Origin of the sequence: Pantoea sp. YU22 (genome assembly GCF_003970755.1) — a bacterium.
GTDB classification, from domain to species: Bacteria; Pseudomonadota; Gammaproteobacteria; order Enterobacterales; family Enterobacteriaceae; genus Pantoea; species Pantoea piersonii.
In genome coordinates, this window is sequence record NZ_RYDU01000001.1 from 264,973 (window position 1) to 283,247 (window position 18,275).

16 protein-coding genes are annotated in these 18,275 nt (G+C 57.4%); 11 read left to right on the forward strand and 5 right to left on the reverse strand.

What is annotated here, in order from left to right; genetic code table 11:
* Positions 1–10: 10 nt before the first annotated feature.
* From ssuD to EKL29_RS23060, 4 genes are all read right to left on the reverse strand, one after another.
* Positions 11–1,156 carry an FMNH2-dependent alkanesulfonate monooxygenase gene (gene ssuD, locus EKL29_RS01230; protein ID WP_120451843.1) on the reverse strand — a complete coding sequence of 382 codons (1,146 nt, stop codon included), beginning with the start codon at positions 1,154–1,156 and terminating at the stop codon, positions 11–13.
* A 14-nt stretch (positions 1,157–1,170) separates the two neighbouring features.
* Positions 1,171–2,112, reverse strand: coding sequence for a sulfonate ABC transporter substrate-binding protein (locus tag EKL29_RS01235; RefSeq protein WP_126688647.1), 942 nt, complete (start codon positions 2,110–2,112; stop codon positions 1,171–1,173).
* Positions 2,113–2,126: 14 nt separating this feature from the next.
* Positions 2,127–2,678 (reverse strand): NADPH-dependent FMN reductase, encoded by a 552-nt coding sequence (ssuE, locus tag EKL29_RS01240; RefSeq protein WP_126688648.1) that lies wholly within the window; start codon positions 2,676–2,678, stop codon positions 2,127–2,129.
* Between the two features lie 438 nt (positions 2,679–3,116).
* Complete coding sequence (locus EKL29_RS23060) at positions 3,117–3,254, reverse strand: hypothetical protein (RefSeq protein WP_158618915.1); 138 nt, start codon at positions 3,252–3,254, stop codon at positions 3,117–3,119.
* 199 nt (positions 3,255–3,453) lie between these two features.
* Here EKL29_RS23060 and EKL29_RS01245 point away from each other — a divergent pair, with 199 nt between their 5' ends.
* The 5 genes from EKL29_RS01245 to EKL29_RS01265 all read left to right on the forward strand — a co-directional run bounded on the left by EKL29_RS01245 (position 3,454) and on the right by EKL29_RS01265 (position 9,000).
* Complete coding sequence (locus tag EKL29_RS01245; protein ID WP_126688649.1) at positions 3,454–4,434, forward strand: glycosyltransferase; 981 nt, start codon at positions 3,454–3,456, stop codon at positions 4,432–4,434.
* 209 nt (positions 4,435–4,643) lie between these two features.
* Positions 4,644–6,137 (forward strand): lipopolysaccharide biosynthesis protein, encoded by a 1,494-nt coding sequence (locus EKL29_RS01250; RefSeq protein WP_126688650.1) that lies wholly within the window; start codon positions 4,644–4,646, stop codon positions 6,135–6,137.
* A gap of 29 nt (positions 6,138–6,166) precedes the next feature.
* Positions 6,167–7,174, forward strand: a complete 1,008-nt coding sequence (locus EKL29_RS01255; protein ID WP_126688651.1) for a glycosyltransferase family A protein — start codon at positions 6,167–6,169, stop codon at positions 7,172–7,174.
* Between the two features lie 119 nt (positions 7,175–7,293).
* Positions 7,294–8,304 carry a quinone-dependent dihydroorotate dehydrogenase gene (gene pyrD, locus EKL29_RS01260; RefSeq protein WP_126688652.1) on the forward strand — a complete coding sequence of 337 codons (1,011 nt, stop codon included), beginning with the start codon at positions 7,294–7,296 and terminating at the stop codon, positions 8,302–8,304.
* A 153-nt stretch (positions 8,305–8,457) separates the two neighbouring features.
* Complete coding sequence (locus EKL29_RS01265; RefSeq protein ID WP_120451857.1) at positions 8,458–9,000, forward strand: cell division protein ZapC; 543 nt, start codon at positions 8,458–8,460, stop codon at positions 8,998–9,000.
* 3 nt (positions 9,001–9,003) lie between these two features.
* Here EKL29_RS01265 and EKL29_RS01270 read toward each other — a convergent pair whose 3' ends face one another.
* A complete protein-coding gene (locus tag EKL29_RS01270; protein WP_126688653.1) occupies positions 9,004–10,113 on the reverse strand; it encodes a YcbX family protein in 1,110 nt (369 codons plus the stop codon).
* Positions 10,114–10,291: 178 nt separating this feature from the next.
* On the opposite strand from EKL29_RS01270, the gene rlmKL reads away from it, so the two are divergent.
* The 6 genes from rlmKL to rmf all read left to right on the forward strand — a co-directional run bounded on the left by rlmKL (position 10,292) and on the right by rmf (position 18,240).
* Entirely contained in the window at positions 10,292–12,406 is a 2,115-nt protein-coding gene (gene rlmKL, locus EKL29_RS01275) for a bifunctional 23S rRNA (guanine(2069)-N(7))-methyltransferase RlmK/23S rRNA (guanine(2445)-N(2))-methyltransferase RlmL (protein ID WP_120451861.1), read from the forward strand.
* Between the two features lie 6 nt (positions 12,407–12,412).
* Positions 12,413–14,326, forward strand: a complete 1,914-nt coding sequence (locus EKL29_RS01280) for an ABC transporter ATP-binding protein (protein WP_120451863.1) — start codon at positions 12,413–12,415, stop codon at positions 14,324–14,326.
* 16 nt (positions 14,327–14,342) lie between these two features.
* The gene (gene pqiA, locus EKL29_RS01285) at positions 14,343–15,611 is read left to right on the forward strand and encodes a membrane integrity-associated transporter subunit PqiA (protein ID WP_126688654.1); all 1,269 of its coding nucleotides are present in this window, start codon (positions 14,343–14,345) and stop codon (positions 15,609–15,611) included.
* Positions 15,598–17,241, forward strand: coding sequence for an intermembrane transport protein PqiB (pqiB, locus tag EKL29_RS01290; protein ID WP_120451867.1), 1,644 nt, complete (start codon positions 15,598–15,600; stop codon positions 17,239–17,241). The genes pqiA and pqiB overlap by 14 nt, the downstream gene beginning before the upstream one ends.
* Positions 17,238–17,804 carry a membrane integrity-associated transporter subunit PqiC gene (gene pqiC / locus EKL29_RS01295; RefSeq protein WP_120451868.1) on the forward strand — a complete coding sequence of 189 codons (567 nt, stop codon included), beginning with the start codon at positions 17,238–17,240 and terminating at the stop codon, positions 17,802–17,804. Before pqiB ends, pqiC begins: the two co-directional genes overlap by 4 nt.
* A gap of 268 nt (positions 17,805–18,072) precedes the next feature.
* Complete coding sequence (gene rmf / locus EKL29_RS01300; protein WP_120451870.1) at positions 18,073–18,240, forward strand: ribosome modulation factor; 168 nt, start codon at positions 18,073–18,075, stop codon at positions 18,238–18,240.
* Positions 18,241–18,275: the final 35 nt, after the last annotated feature.

Consider the following 18,275-nt stretch of genomic DNA (forward strand, 5'->3'; position numbering starts at 1 on the left):
CATCTCTTCCTCAGCTCTGCGATACTTTCTGCGGGCGGAAATCGTTGGCGACGGTTTCGCCAAACGCCTGAACGTCGCGCGGTTGCGGGATCGACGGCACGTTCAGATCCAGATGCGGGAAGAGCAGCTCGCCGACGCGATACGCCTCTTCCAGATGCGGATAGCCTGACAGGATAAAGGTCTCAATGCCGAGATCGGCATACTCCTGCATGCGCGCGGCAACGGTTGGGCCGTCGCCAACTAATGCCGTACCTGCGCCGCCGCGCACCAGACCCACGCCCGCCCACAGGTTCGGACTAATCTCCAGCCGATCGCGACGTCCGCCGTGCAGCGCCGCCATGCGCTGCTGGCCGACCGAATCGGTACGGGCGAACGCGGCCTGCGCTTTCGCGATGGTGGCGTCGTCCAGATGGGCGATCAGACGGTCGGCGGCGCGCCAGGCCTCTTCATTGCTCTCGCGGACAATCACATGCAGACGAATGCCGAAGCGTACCTTGCGGCCCTGTGCTTCCGCTTTGGCGCGTACCTGGTCGATTTTCTCTTTAACCAGTGCAGGTGGTTCGCCCCAGGTCAGATAGACATCGACCTGCTCGGCGGCCAGATCCTGCGCCGGTTCGGACGATCCGCCGAACCAGAGCGGTGGCCGCGGCTGCTGTACCGGGTCGAACAGCAGACGCGCGCCGCGCACGTTGACATACTTTCCGGCGTAATCGACCGTTTCGCCTTGCAGTACGCGACGCCAGACGCGGGTAAATTCCGCCGACTCTACATAGCGCTCATGGTGATCCAGAAACAGACCGTCACCTGCCAGCTCTTCCGGATCGCCGCCGGTAACCAGATTGAACAGCGCACGGCCATTGGAGAGGCGATCCAGCGTCGCAGCCTGGCGCGCCGCCTGCGTAGGTGAAATCACGCCGGGACGCAGCGCCACCAGAAAGCGCAGGCGCTGCGTGACCGGGATCAGCGAGGCGGCCACCAGCCAGGCGTCCTCGCAGGAACGGCCGGTCGGGATGAGTACGCCGCCGAAGCCCAGGCGATCGGCGGCCTGCGCAATCTGCTGCAAATAGCCATAGTCGACCGGACGCGCCCCTTCAGAGGTGCCAAGATAGTGTCCGTCGCCGTGCGTCGGGAGAAACCAGAATACGGATAAACTCATTATTCACTCCTTACTTATGGGGCGCCGGGATGCCAGATGCGATCGGCAATCGTCAGTTTTACCGGCATCAGATGGCGGCTATAAAAGAGATCGGCGGTATGCTGCTGCGCCGCTGCGGTTTGCTCGCTGACCGGCGAAATGCGGGTCGGCGGACGATGATCGAGATAGCTGGCGATAACCGGTTTCGGCAGGCCCATGGCAGCCGCCAGTAGATCGATGCTCTGCTGGCGCTGACTGAGCGTCAGCGCATCGGCCTGGCTAAAGGTATCCAGCACCTGCTGAATGAACGCACCGTTCTGTTCGGTGAACTTACGCGTCGCCAGATAGAAAGAGCCGGTCAGATTAAGTCCGCTGCCGTCGGCCAGCACGCGCACGTGGCCCTGCTGCAGCGCGGCGGAGTAGTAGGGGTCCCAGATAGCCCAGGCATCTACATCGCCCTGCTGAAAGGCGGCGCGCGCATCGGCGGGCGTCAGATAAACCGGCTGGATATCGCTAAAGCTCAGCCCTTCACGCTGCAGGGCGCGCAGCAGCAGGTTGTGCGAGCTGGACCCCTTCTGAAAGGCGACTTTTTTCCCTTTAAGATCGGCGACGCTTTTCAGCGGGCTGTTTTTCGCCACCAGAATCACTTCAGCCTGGGGTTTAGGCGGCTCCGATCCGACATAGAGCAGATCGGCGCCTGCCGCCTGGGCAAACAGCGGCGGAATATCGCCGGTACTGCCCAAATCAATACTGTCGACGTTCAACGCTTCCAGCATCTGCGGACCGGCAGGGAATTCGATCCACTGAATCCTGGTGTGAAGAAACCGCTGCTCCAGCAGCCGGTGCGATTTTGCCAGCACCATGCTGACGGAGCCTTTCTGGTAGCCGATGCGGATCTGCGCGGGGGCGTCCGCCGCCTGCGTCTGCAGGCTCAGCACAGCGAGGGCGGCAAGTAGCCAGCCGGTTATCCTTTTCATCCCGGTTCCTTTTCTTAAACAGCCTGAGCCAGAGGATTATGATGGCGACTTAACGCCAGCCAGAACGCCTCGACCGCCTCGTCCAGCCGATGCGCCAGCGCCGTCTGCAGCTCCGGCTGACGGTCGTAATGGGTGATCTGATGGTCTTCGGCAAAGACGCCGTGCAGGATCTCCTGCGCCTTCAGAGCATTCAGCACCGGCTTCAGGGCATAATCGACCGCGAGCATATGGGCTACGCTGCCGCCGCTGGCGAGCGGCAGCACCACTTTGTGTTCCAGTGCGCGTTCTGGCAGGAGATCGAGCAACGTTTTCAGCGCGCCAGAGAAAGAAGCTTTATAAACCGGCGTGGCGACTATCACGCCATCAGCGGCGAGCAAATCTTCACGTAACGCCAGCAGCGCTGGGGCATCAAAGCGCGCGTTGATCAGATCGTCTGGCTCAAAGTTCTGAATATTCCAGGGGATCACCTCAACGCCACGCGCTTCCAGCGCGCGCTGGCACAGGGTAAGCAGCGAAGTCGAACGTGACGGGAAACGCGGGCTGCCAGCTAGCGTAATAACTCGCATCGTTACTCCTTATAACTGAAAGTTATTGATTAGCTATTGTTGAGAACTGATGGTCACATCCTGACAGAGCAGGGAGGAGGGCTTAAATGATTTATCCGGCAATCTAAAGGCGAAATATGCAAAACGGGTCGCTTTGCTCATAAAAGCTGCGGCAGGGGCGGGCAGGAGAGTTACGAATAGTCCTAAAAGGCTGCAACAGATCCAGATGGATAGTTTATAGCGACTAAACAAATAGCAGTAAAAGTATCTCTATTTTGCTTGTCGTGGACGGTTTAATTACACACATCCTGCTGAGTAATAGAAAAATGACCTTTGCCGGAACGCTGCATTTCGCTTGAGCGCAGTTCAGTTTCGTAAAAGCCGCATTCTGCCTGGCTCAGGTGGGTCATTTATCGGAATATAGCTATGTCTGCGCACGCTGGTTATGATGAGTAATTTTCATTTAATGGTAATAAAATATTCATAATGAAACGCTTTGTGACCTTTTTTACTTTTATAAATAAAATGTGCAGCGCCAGAAGAGTTAAGCGACATAAAGTAACAGCCGCGCTTTTCACCAGATACTTTACCGCGCATGATAGGTCCGGCCAGGGTAAGGAATCTGAATAAAAGGCTGGCCCTGTTAATAGAAAAAATCTTCTGCCTATACTACTCAACCATGCAGAGTTTAGCTGTTTGCGCTTTTTATTAATATTTTTGCGCCATGCTTTAACGCAATTTTTACAAGTTGTGTAACGCTCGTGCCTTTTCTTTTAATCGACCCTGAGAAAGATGTATGGCAAAGACGCTGTTATCAGTCATTATTCCCACTTATAACGTGGAAAAATATATTGTCGAATGTGTTGACTCCTTGTTGCGTCAGGTTGACGCGCCGACTGAAATTATTATTGTTAACGACAGCTCCACTGACGGTACGCTGGCGCTGGTGCAGCAAAAATATGGTCACCAGCCGCAGGTTCGCATTATCACTACGCCTAACGGCGGCGCGGGCAAGGCGCGCGATACCGGCATCGAGGCCGCGCAAGGAGAGTTTCTTTTCTTCTGCGACCCGGACGATATCGTGCCGGAAGGCTTCGTTGCAGAGTTGCAGCAGGTGACAACCGCGCACCCCGACGTCGATCTCTTTTGCTTTAGTTCGCAGATGTTTGAAGATGGCCGGGAAAATGTCACCCGACCTAAAGTGCGTCACGATCAATTCGGCCTGCAGTCACCGCAGCAGGTATTGTCGCGTCTGCTGAATAATGGCTCTTATACTTCCGCAGCCTGGAACTACGCGGTGAAAAAGAGCGTTGTCGAGCAACACAAACTGCGGTTTATCGATCGCGTGCATGAAGATCATAAATTCACGCTGTCAGTGTTTATTCATACGAATCGCGCCTGGGTTAGCCAGCATGTTTACTATCGCCAGCGCGTGCGCAGCGGCTCCCTGACCAACAGCCGCAAAAATGATGACTATTTCCTGCAGCGCTACAACGCCTTTATTCAGACCTACGGCATTCTTAAGAATAATCTGGATAATTCGCCGCTGAAGGCGCAGCTGGAAAAAGCCTATTTAATGCACTCGTTCCGCCTGATGATTTACCTGTCGCTCTACAACGGCACGCCGGTACCGGAATATGTCATCAACGCCATTCGCTTTATGGGCGGCAAGTTTAAGCCAGATAACGCCAAAGAGTGGCTGCTTATAAATCGTCCGCGTATGTTCATCCTGCTGCAAAAATATAAAGTTACAAAAGAGCTGAAAAAAGCCGCCTGATTTTTTCACTCACATTAGGTCGCCTGCTTACCTGGCTTTATTCATTGCGGATAAACGTTATTTTATATACAAATTTATCCCGTATCAGGTCAGATTAAATCTGGCGCTCAGCGCCAGAGATAAATTTAAGACTATGTCTGGTAGGCAGGTCCGATGATGTGTGCCACGCTTGTGGCCTCCGAGAAAATTGCCCAGATACAATCATACATATGTCAATTAAACGTAACGCGATCGCCAATTATGTCGGTCAGATTTACCTGACGCTGTCAGGCATTCTGGTCGTGCCGCTTTATATTCAACATTTAGGGATGGAAGCTTACGGGTTAGTGGGTTTTTTCTCGATTCTGTTAACCTGGCTCCAGCTGCTCGACGCCGGCGTGTCGACGACCCTGATGCGCGAAGCGGCGCGCTATCGCGCCAACCAGGCTGAGTTTATCTGGTTTCCGGCGCTCTTTTCCGCCCTGTCGAAATTCTTCCTTATCTCCACGCTTATCCTGGTGGTGATTGGCTGGCTGGCAACGCCCTGGATCGCCCATAACTGGCTGGACGCGCGCCATCTGCCTTCTGCGGATGTCACCATCGCCGTCGCCATTATGGTGATCACCGCGGCTATCCGCTGGCGCACCAGCCCCTATCGCAGCGTCATTGTCGGCTTTGAGCATCAGGTGTGGCTTAACGGCGTCAACCTGATCATCGTGACGCTGCGTACCTTTGGCGCGGTGCTGGTGATCCAGCTCTTTTCTAACCCGGTGCTGAGCTTCTTTATCTGGCAGCTGGCGGTGTCGATAGTGGAAGCGGTCTGTCTGATTTCCAAATCCTATCAGCTGGTGCCCGCCGCCGCGCGCAAGCAGAAGCACGAAAATTTAAAGACGGTGTTAAAGCCGTTTATCCGCTTTGCGCTGAGCGCAGCGTTCGCCAGCGCTATCTGGACCTTTATTTCGCAAATTGACCGCCTGGTGCTGTCGAAAACGCTGCCGCTGAGCGCCTACGGTTCCTTTACCGTCGTCGCCACCGCCGCGACCGGCATTATTCTGCTCAGCAGCCCGATTATGCAGGCGATCGTGCCACGCATGACCGGCATCAAGACGCGTAAAGAGGGCGATGCTGAATCCCTGACGCTTTATCGCTATACGACTCAGGCGGTAGCGATCTTTATGGCGCCGCTCAGCATTACTATCGCTATGTTCGCTACGCCGCTGCTCTGGGCCTGGACGCAGAACGAGCAGGTCGTGACGGATATGTCGTTTGTGCTCAGCCTTTATGCGCTGGGAAGCGGCGTACAGGCGATTTGCGGTTTGCTTTACCATCTGCAATATGTCAACGGCAATCTTAAGCTGCACCTTAAGGGCTTCACCTGCTTCGCGGTGATCCTGGTCCCGCTGAATATCTGGGCGGCAATTCATTATGGCGCGCAGGGCACCGGCTGGCTGTGGCTGGGGCAGAACATCTTCTATCTGGCTGGCTGGGCATGGCTGGTGCACCGCCGCTTCGCGCCAGGCATTCACTTTACGTGGCTGACCCGCGACGTGCTGCTGATCTGGGCGGTCGCGGCGCTGATCGCCTGGCTCTGCACTTTCTTGCCCATCGAGTGGAACCAGAACCGCTGGCTCAATCTGCTGTGGCTTGGCCTGATCGGTCTGGTTAACCTTTCAGTTTGCTGTCTGCTGCACAGCATGGTGATTAAACGTCTGCTGCCTGCCTGAGCCAGGAGTTTTAACATTGAGGAAAGAGAATGAGCACACGGAACGCTGACAGCCGCGCTGCGACCATTTCCGTTATCGTACCGAACTGGAACTGCGCGCCATGGCTGCCGGAAGCGATCGATTCGCTGCTGGGGCAGTCCTCTCCGCCGGAGCAGGTCATCGTCATCGACGACGGTTCGACCGATGACAGCATCGCCTTGCTTGAGGCGCTGGCCGCCCGGCATCCGCAGCTGACGCTGCTGCGCGGCGAACGCGGCGGGGTCAGCGCGGCGCGCACGAAAGGACTGGAAGTAGCTACCGGCGACTTTATCTACTTTATGGACGCCGACGATTTCGTCTCCAGCGATCTTTTCGCCGATTTCCGCCGCATGCTGGCGCAGCATCCAGAGATGGAGATGTTCTGCTTCGGCGCGCGTATGTTTACCGATAAACCGGTGGCGGAGCGCCAGTATGAGCAATTCCATCAGCGTCACGTCGACGGCGTCTGGCCAGGCGGCGCCGATACCCTGCGCAGCATGATCCCGCACCGCTCGGCGCATCGCGTATTGTGGAGCAGCATCCTCTCCCGCGACCTTATCGCGCGCACCGGCGTACAGTTTCTGCCGATTCAGAATCATGAAGATGCGCCCTATATGTTCGCGCTCTATATGTCGGCGCGGCAGATTGGTTTTACGCAGAAAAGCTATTACAACAAGCGCTTTATGCCGACCTCGCTGTCGCAGAGCAAGCCCACCTTCTCCTGGGTGGAGAACTACTATATCGCCCGGCGCAGCAGCGAAAGCTTTTTGCGCGAGCAGGGCTTGCCGCCAGAAGAGAAGCTGCTGGACACCTACTATCAGCCGGTGATGTACGGCTGCCTGATAGAGATCCGCAAAAACAATATTCCGGTGCCCGCCTCATGGCATCCGACTATCGATCAGCTGGTGCGCAAGGTGACGCGCGAAAGCAAACGCATCAAACTGCTCTGGTACTACCCGACGCTCTATAGCGGGCTGCAGGCGTGCCGTCGTCTGGCGCGTTATGCCAGCAAGCGCTGATCGCGATCAATATCTCGTCCCGTCAGTAATTTACTTTTGCGCCAGAGGCCTTTACCATTCTGGCGCACATTTTCCTGTGCACCCTGACAATTCATCGCTTCCGATCTCCAGGAGAGTGCATGCTTTATCCTATCGTCCGACCCGCGCTGTTTAAGCTCGATCCCGAGCGCGCTCATGAACTCACTTTTCAGCAGCTGCGTTTCATCAGCGGCACGCCGCTGGAAGCGCTGATCCGCCAGCAGCTTCCTTCCCGTCCGGTGACCTGCATGGGCTTACGGTTTGATAATGCGCTGGGGCTGGCGGCCGGACTGGATAAAAATGCAGAGTGCATCGACGCCTTCGGAGCGATGGGTTTCGGCTTTGTCGAAGTCGGCACCGTAACGCCGCGCGCCCAGGCGGGCAACGATAAACCGCGCATGTTTCGGCTGGTGGAAGCGGAAGGCATTATCAACCGCATGGGCTTTAATAATCTCGGCGTTGATCATCTGGTAGAGAATGTCAAAAAGGCGCGTTTCAAGGGTATTCTCGGCATTAATATCGGCAAAAATAAAGACACGGCAGTAGAAAACGGTAAAGAAGATTACCTGATCTGCATGGAGAAAGTTTATGCCCATGCCGGCTATATCGCGGTAAATATCTCCTCGCCTAATACGCCAGGATTGCGCACGCTGCAATATGGCGAGGCGCTGGACGATCTGCTGATCTCGATTAAAGCGAAACAGAAAGAGCTGGAGCAGCGTCATCTGAAATATGTGCCGGTGGCGGTAAAAATTGCGCCCGATCTTTCTGAAGAAGAATTAATACAAATTGCCGACAGCCTGGTGCGCCATAATATCGATGGCGTTATCGCGACCAATACCACGCTGGATCGCGCTCTGGTTAACGGGCTGAAATACAGCACGGAAACAGGCGGCCTGAGCGGTCGTCCGGTGCAGTCGCGCAGTACGGCGGTCATCAAGCGGCTGGCGCAGGAGCTGAACGGCGCGCTGCCGATTATCGGCGTCGGCGGCATTGATTCATTAACTGCGGCGCGGGAAAAAATCGCCGCGGGCGCCGCGCTGGTGCAGATTTACTCCGGCTTTATTTATAAAGGGCCGGGATTAATAAAAGATATCGTGACCCATCTCTAAGACATTTCCCATAAAACAGCGCCGGGGGGTTTATTTCTCACTCCGGCTCGTTTATATTTTTTCCCTGTTGTGCGTATTTTCAGCTTTTTTCCCACAAGCGGGGCTTCGCTGAGTCTGTGCAGAGAAACGCGGCGGTTAATGACAAGGCAAATTATGAAAATCAAACCTGATGATAACTGGCGCTGGTATTTTGACGCCGACCATGACCGGATGATGCTGGATCTGGCTGACGGTATGCTTTTCCGCTCTCGTTTTACCCGAAAGATGCTGACGCCGGACGCCTTCAGTCAGACCGGCTTCAGCGTTGACGACGCCGCACTCTATTACACCTTTGAAGAACGCTGCCGCCAGAGCGCGCTAAGCGCGAATCAGCGCGCCGAGCTGACGCTCAACGCGCTGGTGGCGAAACGTTTTCTGAAGCCGCTGATGCCAAAAAGCTGGCACTTTACCGCCTGGACCTGCGTGCTGCAGCCTGAAGCTGGCGACATGGTGGAAGTGACGCTGGCGGACAACGGCGAGCAGGCGCGACTGCTGGCGGTAGAAAGCGGCGGCAACGCCACGCTCTGTCTGCTGGCGCAGCCTACGCTCACGCTGGCGGGCAAACAGATGGTGTTGGGCGACGCCATTAAAATCATGAACGACCGCCTGCTGCCGCACCACGCGGACAGCGCGCCGCGCTTCGCTTACGCGGTGTAACCCTTACGCCAGTTCAATATCGCCAGCCGGAATACAGCTGCAGCTCAGAATAGTGCCGTCGTCGCGAATGGCGCTTTTCTTTAACGCCTTCACCTTGCCTGAAACCAGCGTCACCTTACAGCTGCCGCATAAGCCCGCACGGCAGGAGTAGGGTATTTTAAATCCCTGCATCTCCAGCTGCTCCAGCAGCACCTGCTGGTTATCCCCCTGAAACGTCTGGCCTTGCCAGGTAACAGTGACGTCTGCTTTGGTTTGCTGCTGTGGCTTAAGCGTTTCCACCACCGCACCTGGCCCATAGGCGCGCGGCGTATGGCGCGCCAGCACGTTTACCTCATCGCCGACGCGTACGATGCCGCTGCTGCGCGCAATTAAATTCAGGCCGAAGTCGATATCGCCGCTGTTATCCTGCGCGCTGCGGAAACCCTGCAGCGTTTTTAACGGCTCGCCGTCTGGATGTTTGCGGCCGCTTTCGGTGCCGACAGTGGTAAAGACGCAGCGGCTGCAGGGCTTGGGCACGTCAAATATGACGCTGCCAATCTGTACCGTCGCCCAGCTGTCTTCATCCCAGGCTGGCGCGCCGTTAACGATCAGATTGGCGCGAAACTGCTCGGCGCGCACGCTGGCCGGGCAGCGCTGCTGCAAATCCTGCAGCGAGGCGTTATTGACCAGCAGAAAGGGGTAGCCGTCGGCGAAGCCCAGCGGCACATCAGTAAAGTTTTTTACCCGACGCGACGGCTGCGGGCCGACCCAGCGCAGCTGCACCGGGCGCGGAAAAAAGGCGCTCAGCCAGGCGTTGATGGCATCGGGCGCAATGCGTGCGGTGAAATGGTTGCCCCACACTTCGGTCGGCTGTTCCTGTCCGGTGAAATCGCTGAAGCGGATCATCGCCTGGCTGCCGTCGGGCGCCTGCAGCGAGAGGCCGTCAGCCAGCAGCGCCGGGGTAAACCGCACCATCTCCGGGTACTGGCGTGCGGTAATAAAAGTGCCGTCCAGCGCCGTCACCATAAAAATGCGGTCGAACGCCAGTCCGCTCTCCAGCACCTGCGCATGAGAGAGGTGGATACCGCGCATCGATTTAACCGGGTGAATAAACAGACGGGACAGCGTAAGCATGGTGATCTCCAGGGAAACGGGCGCGCGCGGCAAAAGAAGCTAACTTTATGATACATGGCGTCGGGACGCTATAGCCTCGTTATCGGACTGGTTGCAGCCGCGAGCGCGCTGCTTTCCAACAATGCCGCTTATTTAGGGTATAATGCGCAGCAATTTTCTCAAGAGTAATAGTGACGATATGAATTCTCTCTTTGCCAGTACGGCGCGTGGGCTCGAAGAGCTGTTGAAAAGTGAGCTGGACGCGCTGGGCGCGCAGGATCTGCAGGTGGTACAGGGAGGCGTTCATTTTGAAGCCGATGACCGTACGATGTATCAGAGCCTGCTGTGGAGCCGCCTGGCGTCGCGTATTTTGCTGCCGCTCGGTGAATTCGGCGTCTACAGCGATCTCGATCTCTACGTCGGCGTACAGAGCATCGACTGGACCGAACTGTTCGGCAGTCAGCATACCTTCGTGGTGCACTTCAGCGGCACCAACGAATCGATCCGCAACAGCCAGTTTGGCGCACTAAAGGTGAAGGACGCGATTGTCGACTCCTTCACCCGTCAGAAACTGCCGCGTCCCAATGTGGATCGCGAGCAGCCGGATATCCGCATCAACGTCTGGCTGAATAAAGATCGCGCCAGCATCGCGCTCGATTTGAGCGGCGATGCGCTGCATCAGCGCGGCTATCGCCAGCAGACCGGGCAGGCGCCGCTGAAAGAGAACCTGGCGGCGGCGATTGTACTGCGCTCCGGCTGGCAACCGACCACGCCGCTGCTCGACCCTATGTGCGGCTCAGGCACGCTGCTGATCGAGGCGGCGCTGATCGCCTGCGATCGTGCGCCGGGCCTGCTGCGCAGCCGCTGGGGCTTTACCCACTGGCGGCAGCATAACGACGCGCTGTGGCGCGAGGTGAAAGGCGAGGCGCAGCAGCGCGCGCGCGCCGGCACCGCCGCCGCTCAGGCGCGTTTCTTCGGCTATGACAGCGACGGCCGCGTGCTGGAGTGGGCGCAGGCTAACGCACGCCGCGCCGGCGTCGCCGATCTCTTTACCTTTGCGCGTCAGGATGTTCTGCAGCTGAAAAACCCGCTGCCTGGCGAGCAGCACGGTACCGTGTTGAGCAACCCGCCTTACGGCGAACGCCTGGAGAGCGAACCCGCGCTGATCGCTTTGCACAGCCAGCTCGGCCGTATTATGAAGCAGCACTTCGGCGGCTGGAAACTGTCGCTGTTCAGCGGGTCGCCTGAGCTGCTGAGCTGTCTGCAGTTGCGCGCAGAGCGTCAGTTCAAAGCGAAAAACGGCCCTATCGAATGCGTGCAGAAAAACTATCAGCTGGCGGAAACCAGCGGTGAAAACGGCGCGCAGATTGCCGAGGATTACGCTAACCGCCTGCGTAAGAACCTGAAGAAACTGGAAAAGTGGGCGCGCCAGGAGGGGATCGCATGTTATCGCCTCTATGACGCCGACCTGCCGGAATATAATGTGGCGGTCGATCGCTACGGCGAGTGGGTGGTGGTGCAGGAGTACGCGCCGCCGAAAACCATCGACGCCGCTAAAGCGCGCCAGCGTCTGTTTGACGTGATTGGCGCGACGCTTAGCGTGCTGGAGCTGCCGGCTAACCGTCTGGTGCTGAAAACGCGCGAGCGGCAGAAAGGTAAAAATCAGTATCAGAAACTGGGCGAGAAGGGCGATTTCTTCGAGGTGCAGGAGTATAACGCGCGTCTGCTAGTCAACCTGACGGATTACCTGGATACCGGGCTGTTCCTCGATCACCGCATTGCGCGCCATATGCTGGGCAAAATGAGTAAGGATAAAGATTTCCTTAACCTCTTCTCCTATACCGGCACCGCCAGCGTGCATGCCGGGTTAGGTGGCGCGCGCAGCACGACGACGGTAGATATGTCGCGTACCTATCTGGAGTGGGCCGAGCGCAACCTGCGCCTCAACGGGCTGACCGGTCGTCAGCACCGCCTGATGCAGGCCGACTGCCTGAGCTGGCTGCGCGAAAGCGACGAGACGTTCGATCTGATCTTTATCGATCCGCCGACCTTCTCTAACTCCAAACGTATGGAAGAGGACTTCGACGTGCAGCGCGATCACATTATGCTGATGCGCAACCTGAAACGCCTGCTGCGCGCGGGCGGCACCGTGATGTTCTCTAACAATAAACGCGGCTTTAAGATGGATCTTGAAGGGCTGGCGTCGCTGGGCCTGAAGGCGCAGGACATTACCCAGAAAACCCTGTCGCAGGATTTTGCCCGCAACCGTCAAATTCATAACTGCTGGCTGATTACTCACGCCGGTAAGGAATAAGTTCAGATGTCATTAATCAGTATTCACGGCGCTTACCTCTCCTTCAGCGATGCGCCGCTGCTCGACAATACCGAGCTGCATATCGAAGAAAACGAACGCGTCTGTCTGGTCGGCCGTAACGGCGCAGGCAAATCTACCCTGATGAAGATCATTAACGGGGAGCAGCCGCTGGATGACGGTCGCATCATCTTTGAACAGGACCTGGTGGTGGCGCGTCTGCAACAGGACCCGCCGCGCAATATTACCGGCTCGGTATATGACTTTGTGGCGGAAGGGGTGGAAGAACAGGCCGAACACCTCAAGGCCTACCATGCCATTTCGCATGCGGTAATGCTCGATCCCAGCGAGAAAAACCTTAATGAGATGGGACGTCTGCAGACCATTCTGGATCACCACAATCTGTGGCAGCTGGAGAGCCGTATCAACGACGTGCTGCAGCAGATCGGCCTGCAGCCTGATACCGAGCTGTCGTCGCTGTCGGGCGGCTGGCTGCGTAAAGCGGCGCTGGGCCGCGCGCTGGTGAGCAACCCGCGCGTGCTGCTGCTGGACGAACCGACCAACCATCTCGATATCGAAACCATTGACTGGCTGGAGACCTTCCTGAAAACCTTCAGCGGCAGCATCGTCTTTATTTCCCATGATCGCTCGTTTATCCGCAATATGGCAACGCGTATCGTCGACCTCGATCGCGGCAAGCTGGTCTCCTGGCCGGGCAATTACGATCTCTACCTGGAAGGGAAAGAGGAGGCGTTGCGCGTCGAAGAGATGCAGAATGCCGAATTCGACCGCAAGCTGGCGCAGGAAGAGGTGTGGATCCGTCAGGGCATCAAGGCGCGCCGCACCCGTAACGAGGGGCGCGTCCGGGCGCTGAAAGCGCTGCGCCGCGAACGCTCTGAGCGCCGCGAAGTGATGGGCAAAGCCAATATGCAGGTGGGCGAAGCCTCGCGTTCAGGCAAGATTGTCTTCGAGCTGGAGCACGTCAACTATGGCGTGGGCGGCAAGACGCTGGTGCACGACTTCTCCGCGCAGGTGCAGCGCGGCGACAAAATCGCCCTGATTGGCCCGAACGGCTGCGGTAAAACCACGCTGCTGCGCCTGATGCTGCAGCAGCTGAAAGCCGACAGCGGCCGGGTGCACAGCGGTACCAAGCTGGAAGTGGCCTACTTCGATCAGCATCGCGCCGAGCTTGATCCGGACCGGACCGTGATGGATAACCTGGCCGAAGGCAAGCAGGAGGTGATGGTCAACGGCAAGCCGCGCCATGTGCTCGGCTATCTGCAGGACTTCCTGTTTCATCCGAAACGCGCCATGACGCCAGTGCGCGCCCTCTCCGGCGGCGAGCGCAACCGTCTGCTGCTGGCGCGTCTTTTCCTGCGTCCCAGCAACCTGATGATCCTCGATGAACCGACCAACGACCTCGACGTCGAAACCCTCGAGCTGCTGGAAGAGCTGATCGACGGCTATCAGGGCACCGTACTGCTGGTGAGCCACGATCGTCAGTTCGTCGATAACACCGTTACCGAATGCTGGATTTTCGAAGGCAACGGCGAAATCGGCAGCTTCGTGGGCGGCTATCACGATGCGCAGCAGCAGCGCGCAGCCTATAAGCAGCAGAAAAGCGCTCAGGCAAGCAAGCCTGCCGCTGCGGCGAAACCGGCGGAAAAAAGTGACGCCGCGAAACGCGGCGGCGGCAAACTCAGCTATAACCTGACGCGCGAGCTGGAACAGCTGCCGCAGAAGCTGGAGTCGCTTGAAACGCGCATCGGCGAACTGCAGGCAAAAATGAGCCATCCGGATTTCTTCAGCCAGCCGCATGACCAGACCCAGCCGGTGCTGGATGCGCTGGCGCAGACGGAGCAGGAGCTGGAAGCAGCCTTCGCACGCTGGGAAGAGCTGGAAGCGCTGAAAAACGGCGCGTAACCATAAGGGAATCGGGATGTGTTCAGCCGCTGAAAGTCAGGCGTGGATGCTTTGTCCACAGTGCGATTTAATGGTGAAACTGCCGGACGTGCCGCAGGGCAGCCGTGCGTCCTGTCCGCGCTGCCATACGGTGCTGACCGCTAACTGGCCTGAGCCGCGCAAACGCCCAACCGGCTATGCGCTGGCGGCGTTGTTTATGCTGCTGCTGGCGAACCTGTTTCCCTTTATCACCATGAGGGTCGCGGGCCTCAGCAGCCAGATATCGCTGCTGCAGATCCCGAAGGTCATGGTGTCGGAGGATTACAGCAGTCTCGCCACGCTCTTTCTGGCATTTGTCCAGGCGATCCCTGGACTCTGTATGGTGACCATTATTCTGCTGGTCAACCGCATAAAAATGCCGGTAAGCCTGCGGCTGGGACTGGCGCGCATCCTGTTTCAGCTGCGCAGCTGGGGCATGGCGGAGATCTTTATGGCCGGAGTGCTGGTCAGCTTCGTGAAGCTGATGGCTTACGGCGATATCGGTCTGGAAACCAGCTTCTGGCCCTGGTGTCTGTTCTGCCTGCTGCAGCTGCGCGCTTTTCAGTGTGTGGATCGCCGCTGGCTGTGGAACCAGATCGCGCCGATGCCGCCGCTGCCGCACCTGCCTGAAAAGGGCGTTAGCGGGCTGCAGCAGGGGATGCGCTCCTGTCCCTGCTGCACCGCAATCCTGGCGGCGGATCAGCCCGACTGTCCGCGCTGCGGCGTCATTGCCGCGCCGCGCCGCAAGCACAGTCTGCAGTGGACGCTGGCGTTGCTCTTTACCTCGCTGATGATCTATATCCCCGCTAACCTGTTACCGATTATGGTGACCGAAACTCTGGGCACGCCATATCCGTCTAACATTATGGCGGGCGTGATCCTGCTCTGGAGCGATGGCTCTTATCCGGTGGCGCTGGTTATTTTTATCGCCAGCATTATGGTGCCATCGCTGAAAATGCTGGCGATTGGCTGGCTCTGCTGGAATGCCAGCGGGCGCGGGCAGCGCGACAGCGAAAAGATGCACCTGATTTATGAAGTGGTCGAATTTGTCGGCCGCTGGTCAATGATAGACGTGTTTGTTATTGCCGTGCTCTCTGCGCTGGTGCGCATGGGGCAACTGATGAATGTTTATCCCGCAACGGGCGCGCTGCTGTTTGCGCTGGTAGTGATCTTGACCATGATCGCCGCTATGACATTTGACCCGCGCCTGACCTGGGATCGCGTACAGGAACACATTACAAAGGAGCCGCGCCTTGACGGAAAGTAACCACGGCCATGCCAAAGTCGACCAGATAAAACGCTGGTCGCCGGTCTGGATTGTCCCCATCGTGACGCTGTTGATCGGCGGATGGATTTTGTTTTATCACTTCAGTCACCTCGGACCCGAAGTGACCCTGATTACGGAAAATGCGGAAGGTATCGAGGCCGGGAAAACCACGATCAAAAGCCGCAGCGTCGATGTAGGCGTTGTGGAAAAAGCGGAGCTGACCGACGATCTGCATCACGTTGAGATCACCGCGCGCCTCAACTCCGGCATGGAAAAGCTGCTGCACGGCGACAGCTATTTTTGGGTGGTGAAGCCGCAGATTGGCCGCGAAGGCGTGACTGGGCTCAATACGCTGCTCTCCGGTGCCTATATTGAGATGCAGCCAGGCACCAAAGAGGAGGCGAAAGAGCGCTATCAGCTGCTTGATGCGCCGCCGCTGGCGCCGCCTGATGCGAAAGGTATCCGCATTACGCTCGACAGTAAAAAATCGGGGCAGCTGAACGCCGGCGATCCGGTGTTGTTCCGCGGCTACCGCGTCGGGACGGTGGAAACCAGCACTTTTGATACCGATAAGCGCATGATGACCTATCAGCTCTTTATCGCAGCGCCTTACGATCGGCTGGTGACCACCAATGTCCGTTTCTGGAAGGACAGTGGCATCGCGGTGGATATGTCGGCATCGGGCATGCGGGTAGAGATGGGGTCGCTGACGACGTTGTTCAGCGGCGGCGTCAGCTTTGATGTGCCGGACGGCTGGGATTTAGGCCAGGCCGCAACGAACCACGCGGACTATCATCTGTTCGACGATCAGCGCAGCATCCAGGATTCGCTCTACACCAACCATGTGGATTTCCTGATGTTCTTCACCGATTCGATCCGTGGCCTGCAGGTTGGCGCGCCGGTCGAGTTCCGCGGCATCCGTCTGGGTACGGTCGCGCAGGCGCCCTTTATGACCGAGGGTGTTAATCAGGCATTGAATAACGATTACCGCGTGCCGGTGCTGATCCGCATTGAGCCTGACCGCTTTACCGCCAGACTGGGTCAGGACTTTAATCTGGAGCAACATCTGCAGGATGGCAAAAAACGCGGCCTGCGCGCCTCGTTGAAAACCGGCAACCTGCTCTCCGGCTCGCTCTATATCGATCTCGACTTCTACGATAATGTGCCGCCTTATAAAGGCCCGAACAAAATCGCAGGCTACGAGATCATTCCAACGACCAGCGGCGGCCTGAGTCAGATCCAGCAGAAACTGGTGGCGGCGCTCGACAAGATTAACGCTTTGCCGCTCAACAACGTGGTGACCGAGGCAACTGGCACGCTGAAAGAGAGCCAGCGCACGCTGCGTGAAATGCAGGGCACGCTGAAAAATCTTAATCAGATCACCGCCAGCCCGGCGATGAAAACGCTGCCGGAAGATATGCAGCAAACGCTGCGTGAACTGAACCGCAGTATGAAAGGGCTGCAGCCAGGTTCCCCGGCTTACAACAAGCTGGTGGGTGATATGCAGCGACTCGATCAGGTACTGCGCGAGCTGCAACCGGTATTGAAAACGCTCAATACCAAGAGCAACGCGCTGGTCTTCGAGGCCAAACCGGGTCAGGATCCACAGCCAAAGAGGGCGAAACAGTGAGAAAAGGAGCCGTTTTGTGCGCCGCGCTGCTGTTAAGCGCGTGCAGCAGCACTATCGATAACACCTACTACCAGCTGCCGTCGCAACCGGCGGCTATGCAGGTGCGCAGCGGCGGCGAAGCGCAGCCGCCAGCGCTGTGGGTTCAGCAGGTCGCCGTTCCCGATTATCTGGCGGGCAACGGACTGGTTTATCAGACCAGCGACGTAAAATACGTTATCGCCGCTAATAATCTGTGGGCCAGCCCGCTCGATCAGCAGCTCCAGCAAACGCTGGTCGCTAATCTGAGCAAGGCCCTGCCGGGCCGACTGGTTTCCGCTGCGCCGCTGGGCGAGAAGCATGACACGTTGAGCGTCACGGTGACCGGTTTTCAGGGACGCTATGACGGGCGCGCCGTGGTAAGCGGCGAGTGGGTGCTGCAGCATAATGGCCATGTGGTGAAGCAGGGCTTCGATGTGGCGCTGCCGCAAAACGAAGACGGCTACGAGGCGCTGGTGCGTACGCTTGCTGTCGGCTGGCAGCAGACCGCGCAGCAGATCGCCAATGCAGCGATAACTTCAGAATAAAGTTCGGTAAAGATTTTGCTCCGCCCCTGATTGTCGTCAGCGAAATGCTACGACGAGAAGGGGCTTTTTTTATTGGCTCTTCAAGGCGATAAGCGAAACCGTCAGCGGCAACAATGGCAATTTAACGTCAAACTGATGACACTGGCGTGAAATTTGCGCATTGACCTTTCCGGGCGGGACAGGTAGAACTTAACTGTGGCTGAGTAATATTTCGCCACTCTTTTTCTTTCCACCAGATTCCACAGACCTGATATGAGGGATACGGAGTATGAAGAGACAGAAACGAGACCGCCTTGAACGCGCTCACTCACGTGGCTACCAGGCCGGTATTACAGGACGCTCGAAAGAGATGTGTCCGTATCAGATGATTGAGGCTAAGTCTCACTGGTTGGGAGGTTGGCGACAAGCCATGGAGGACAGGGCGGTTACGGTGTAATTGTCCGTCACGAAAAGGAAGAAACCTCCGCGCTG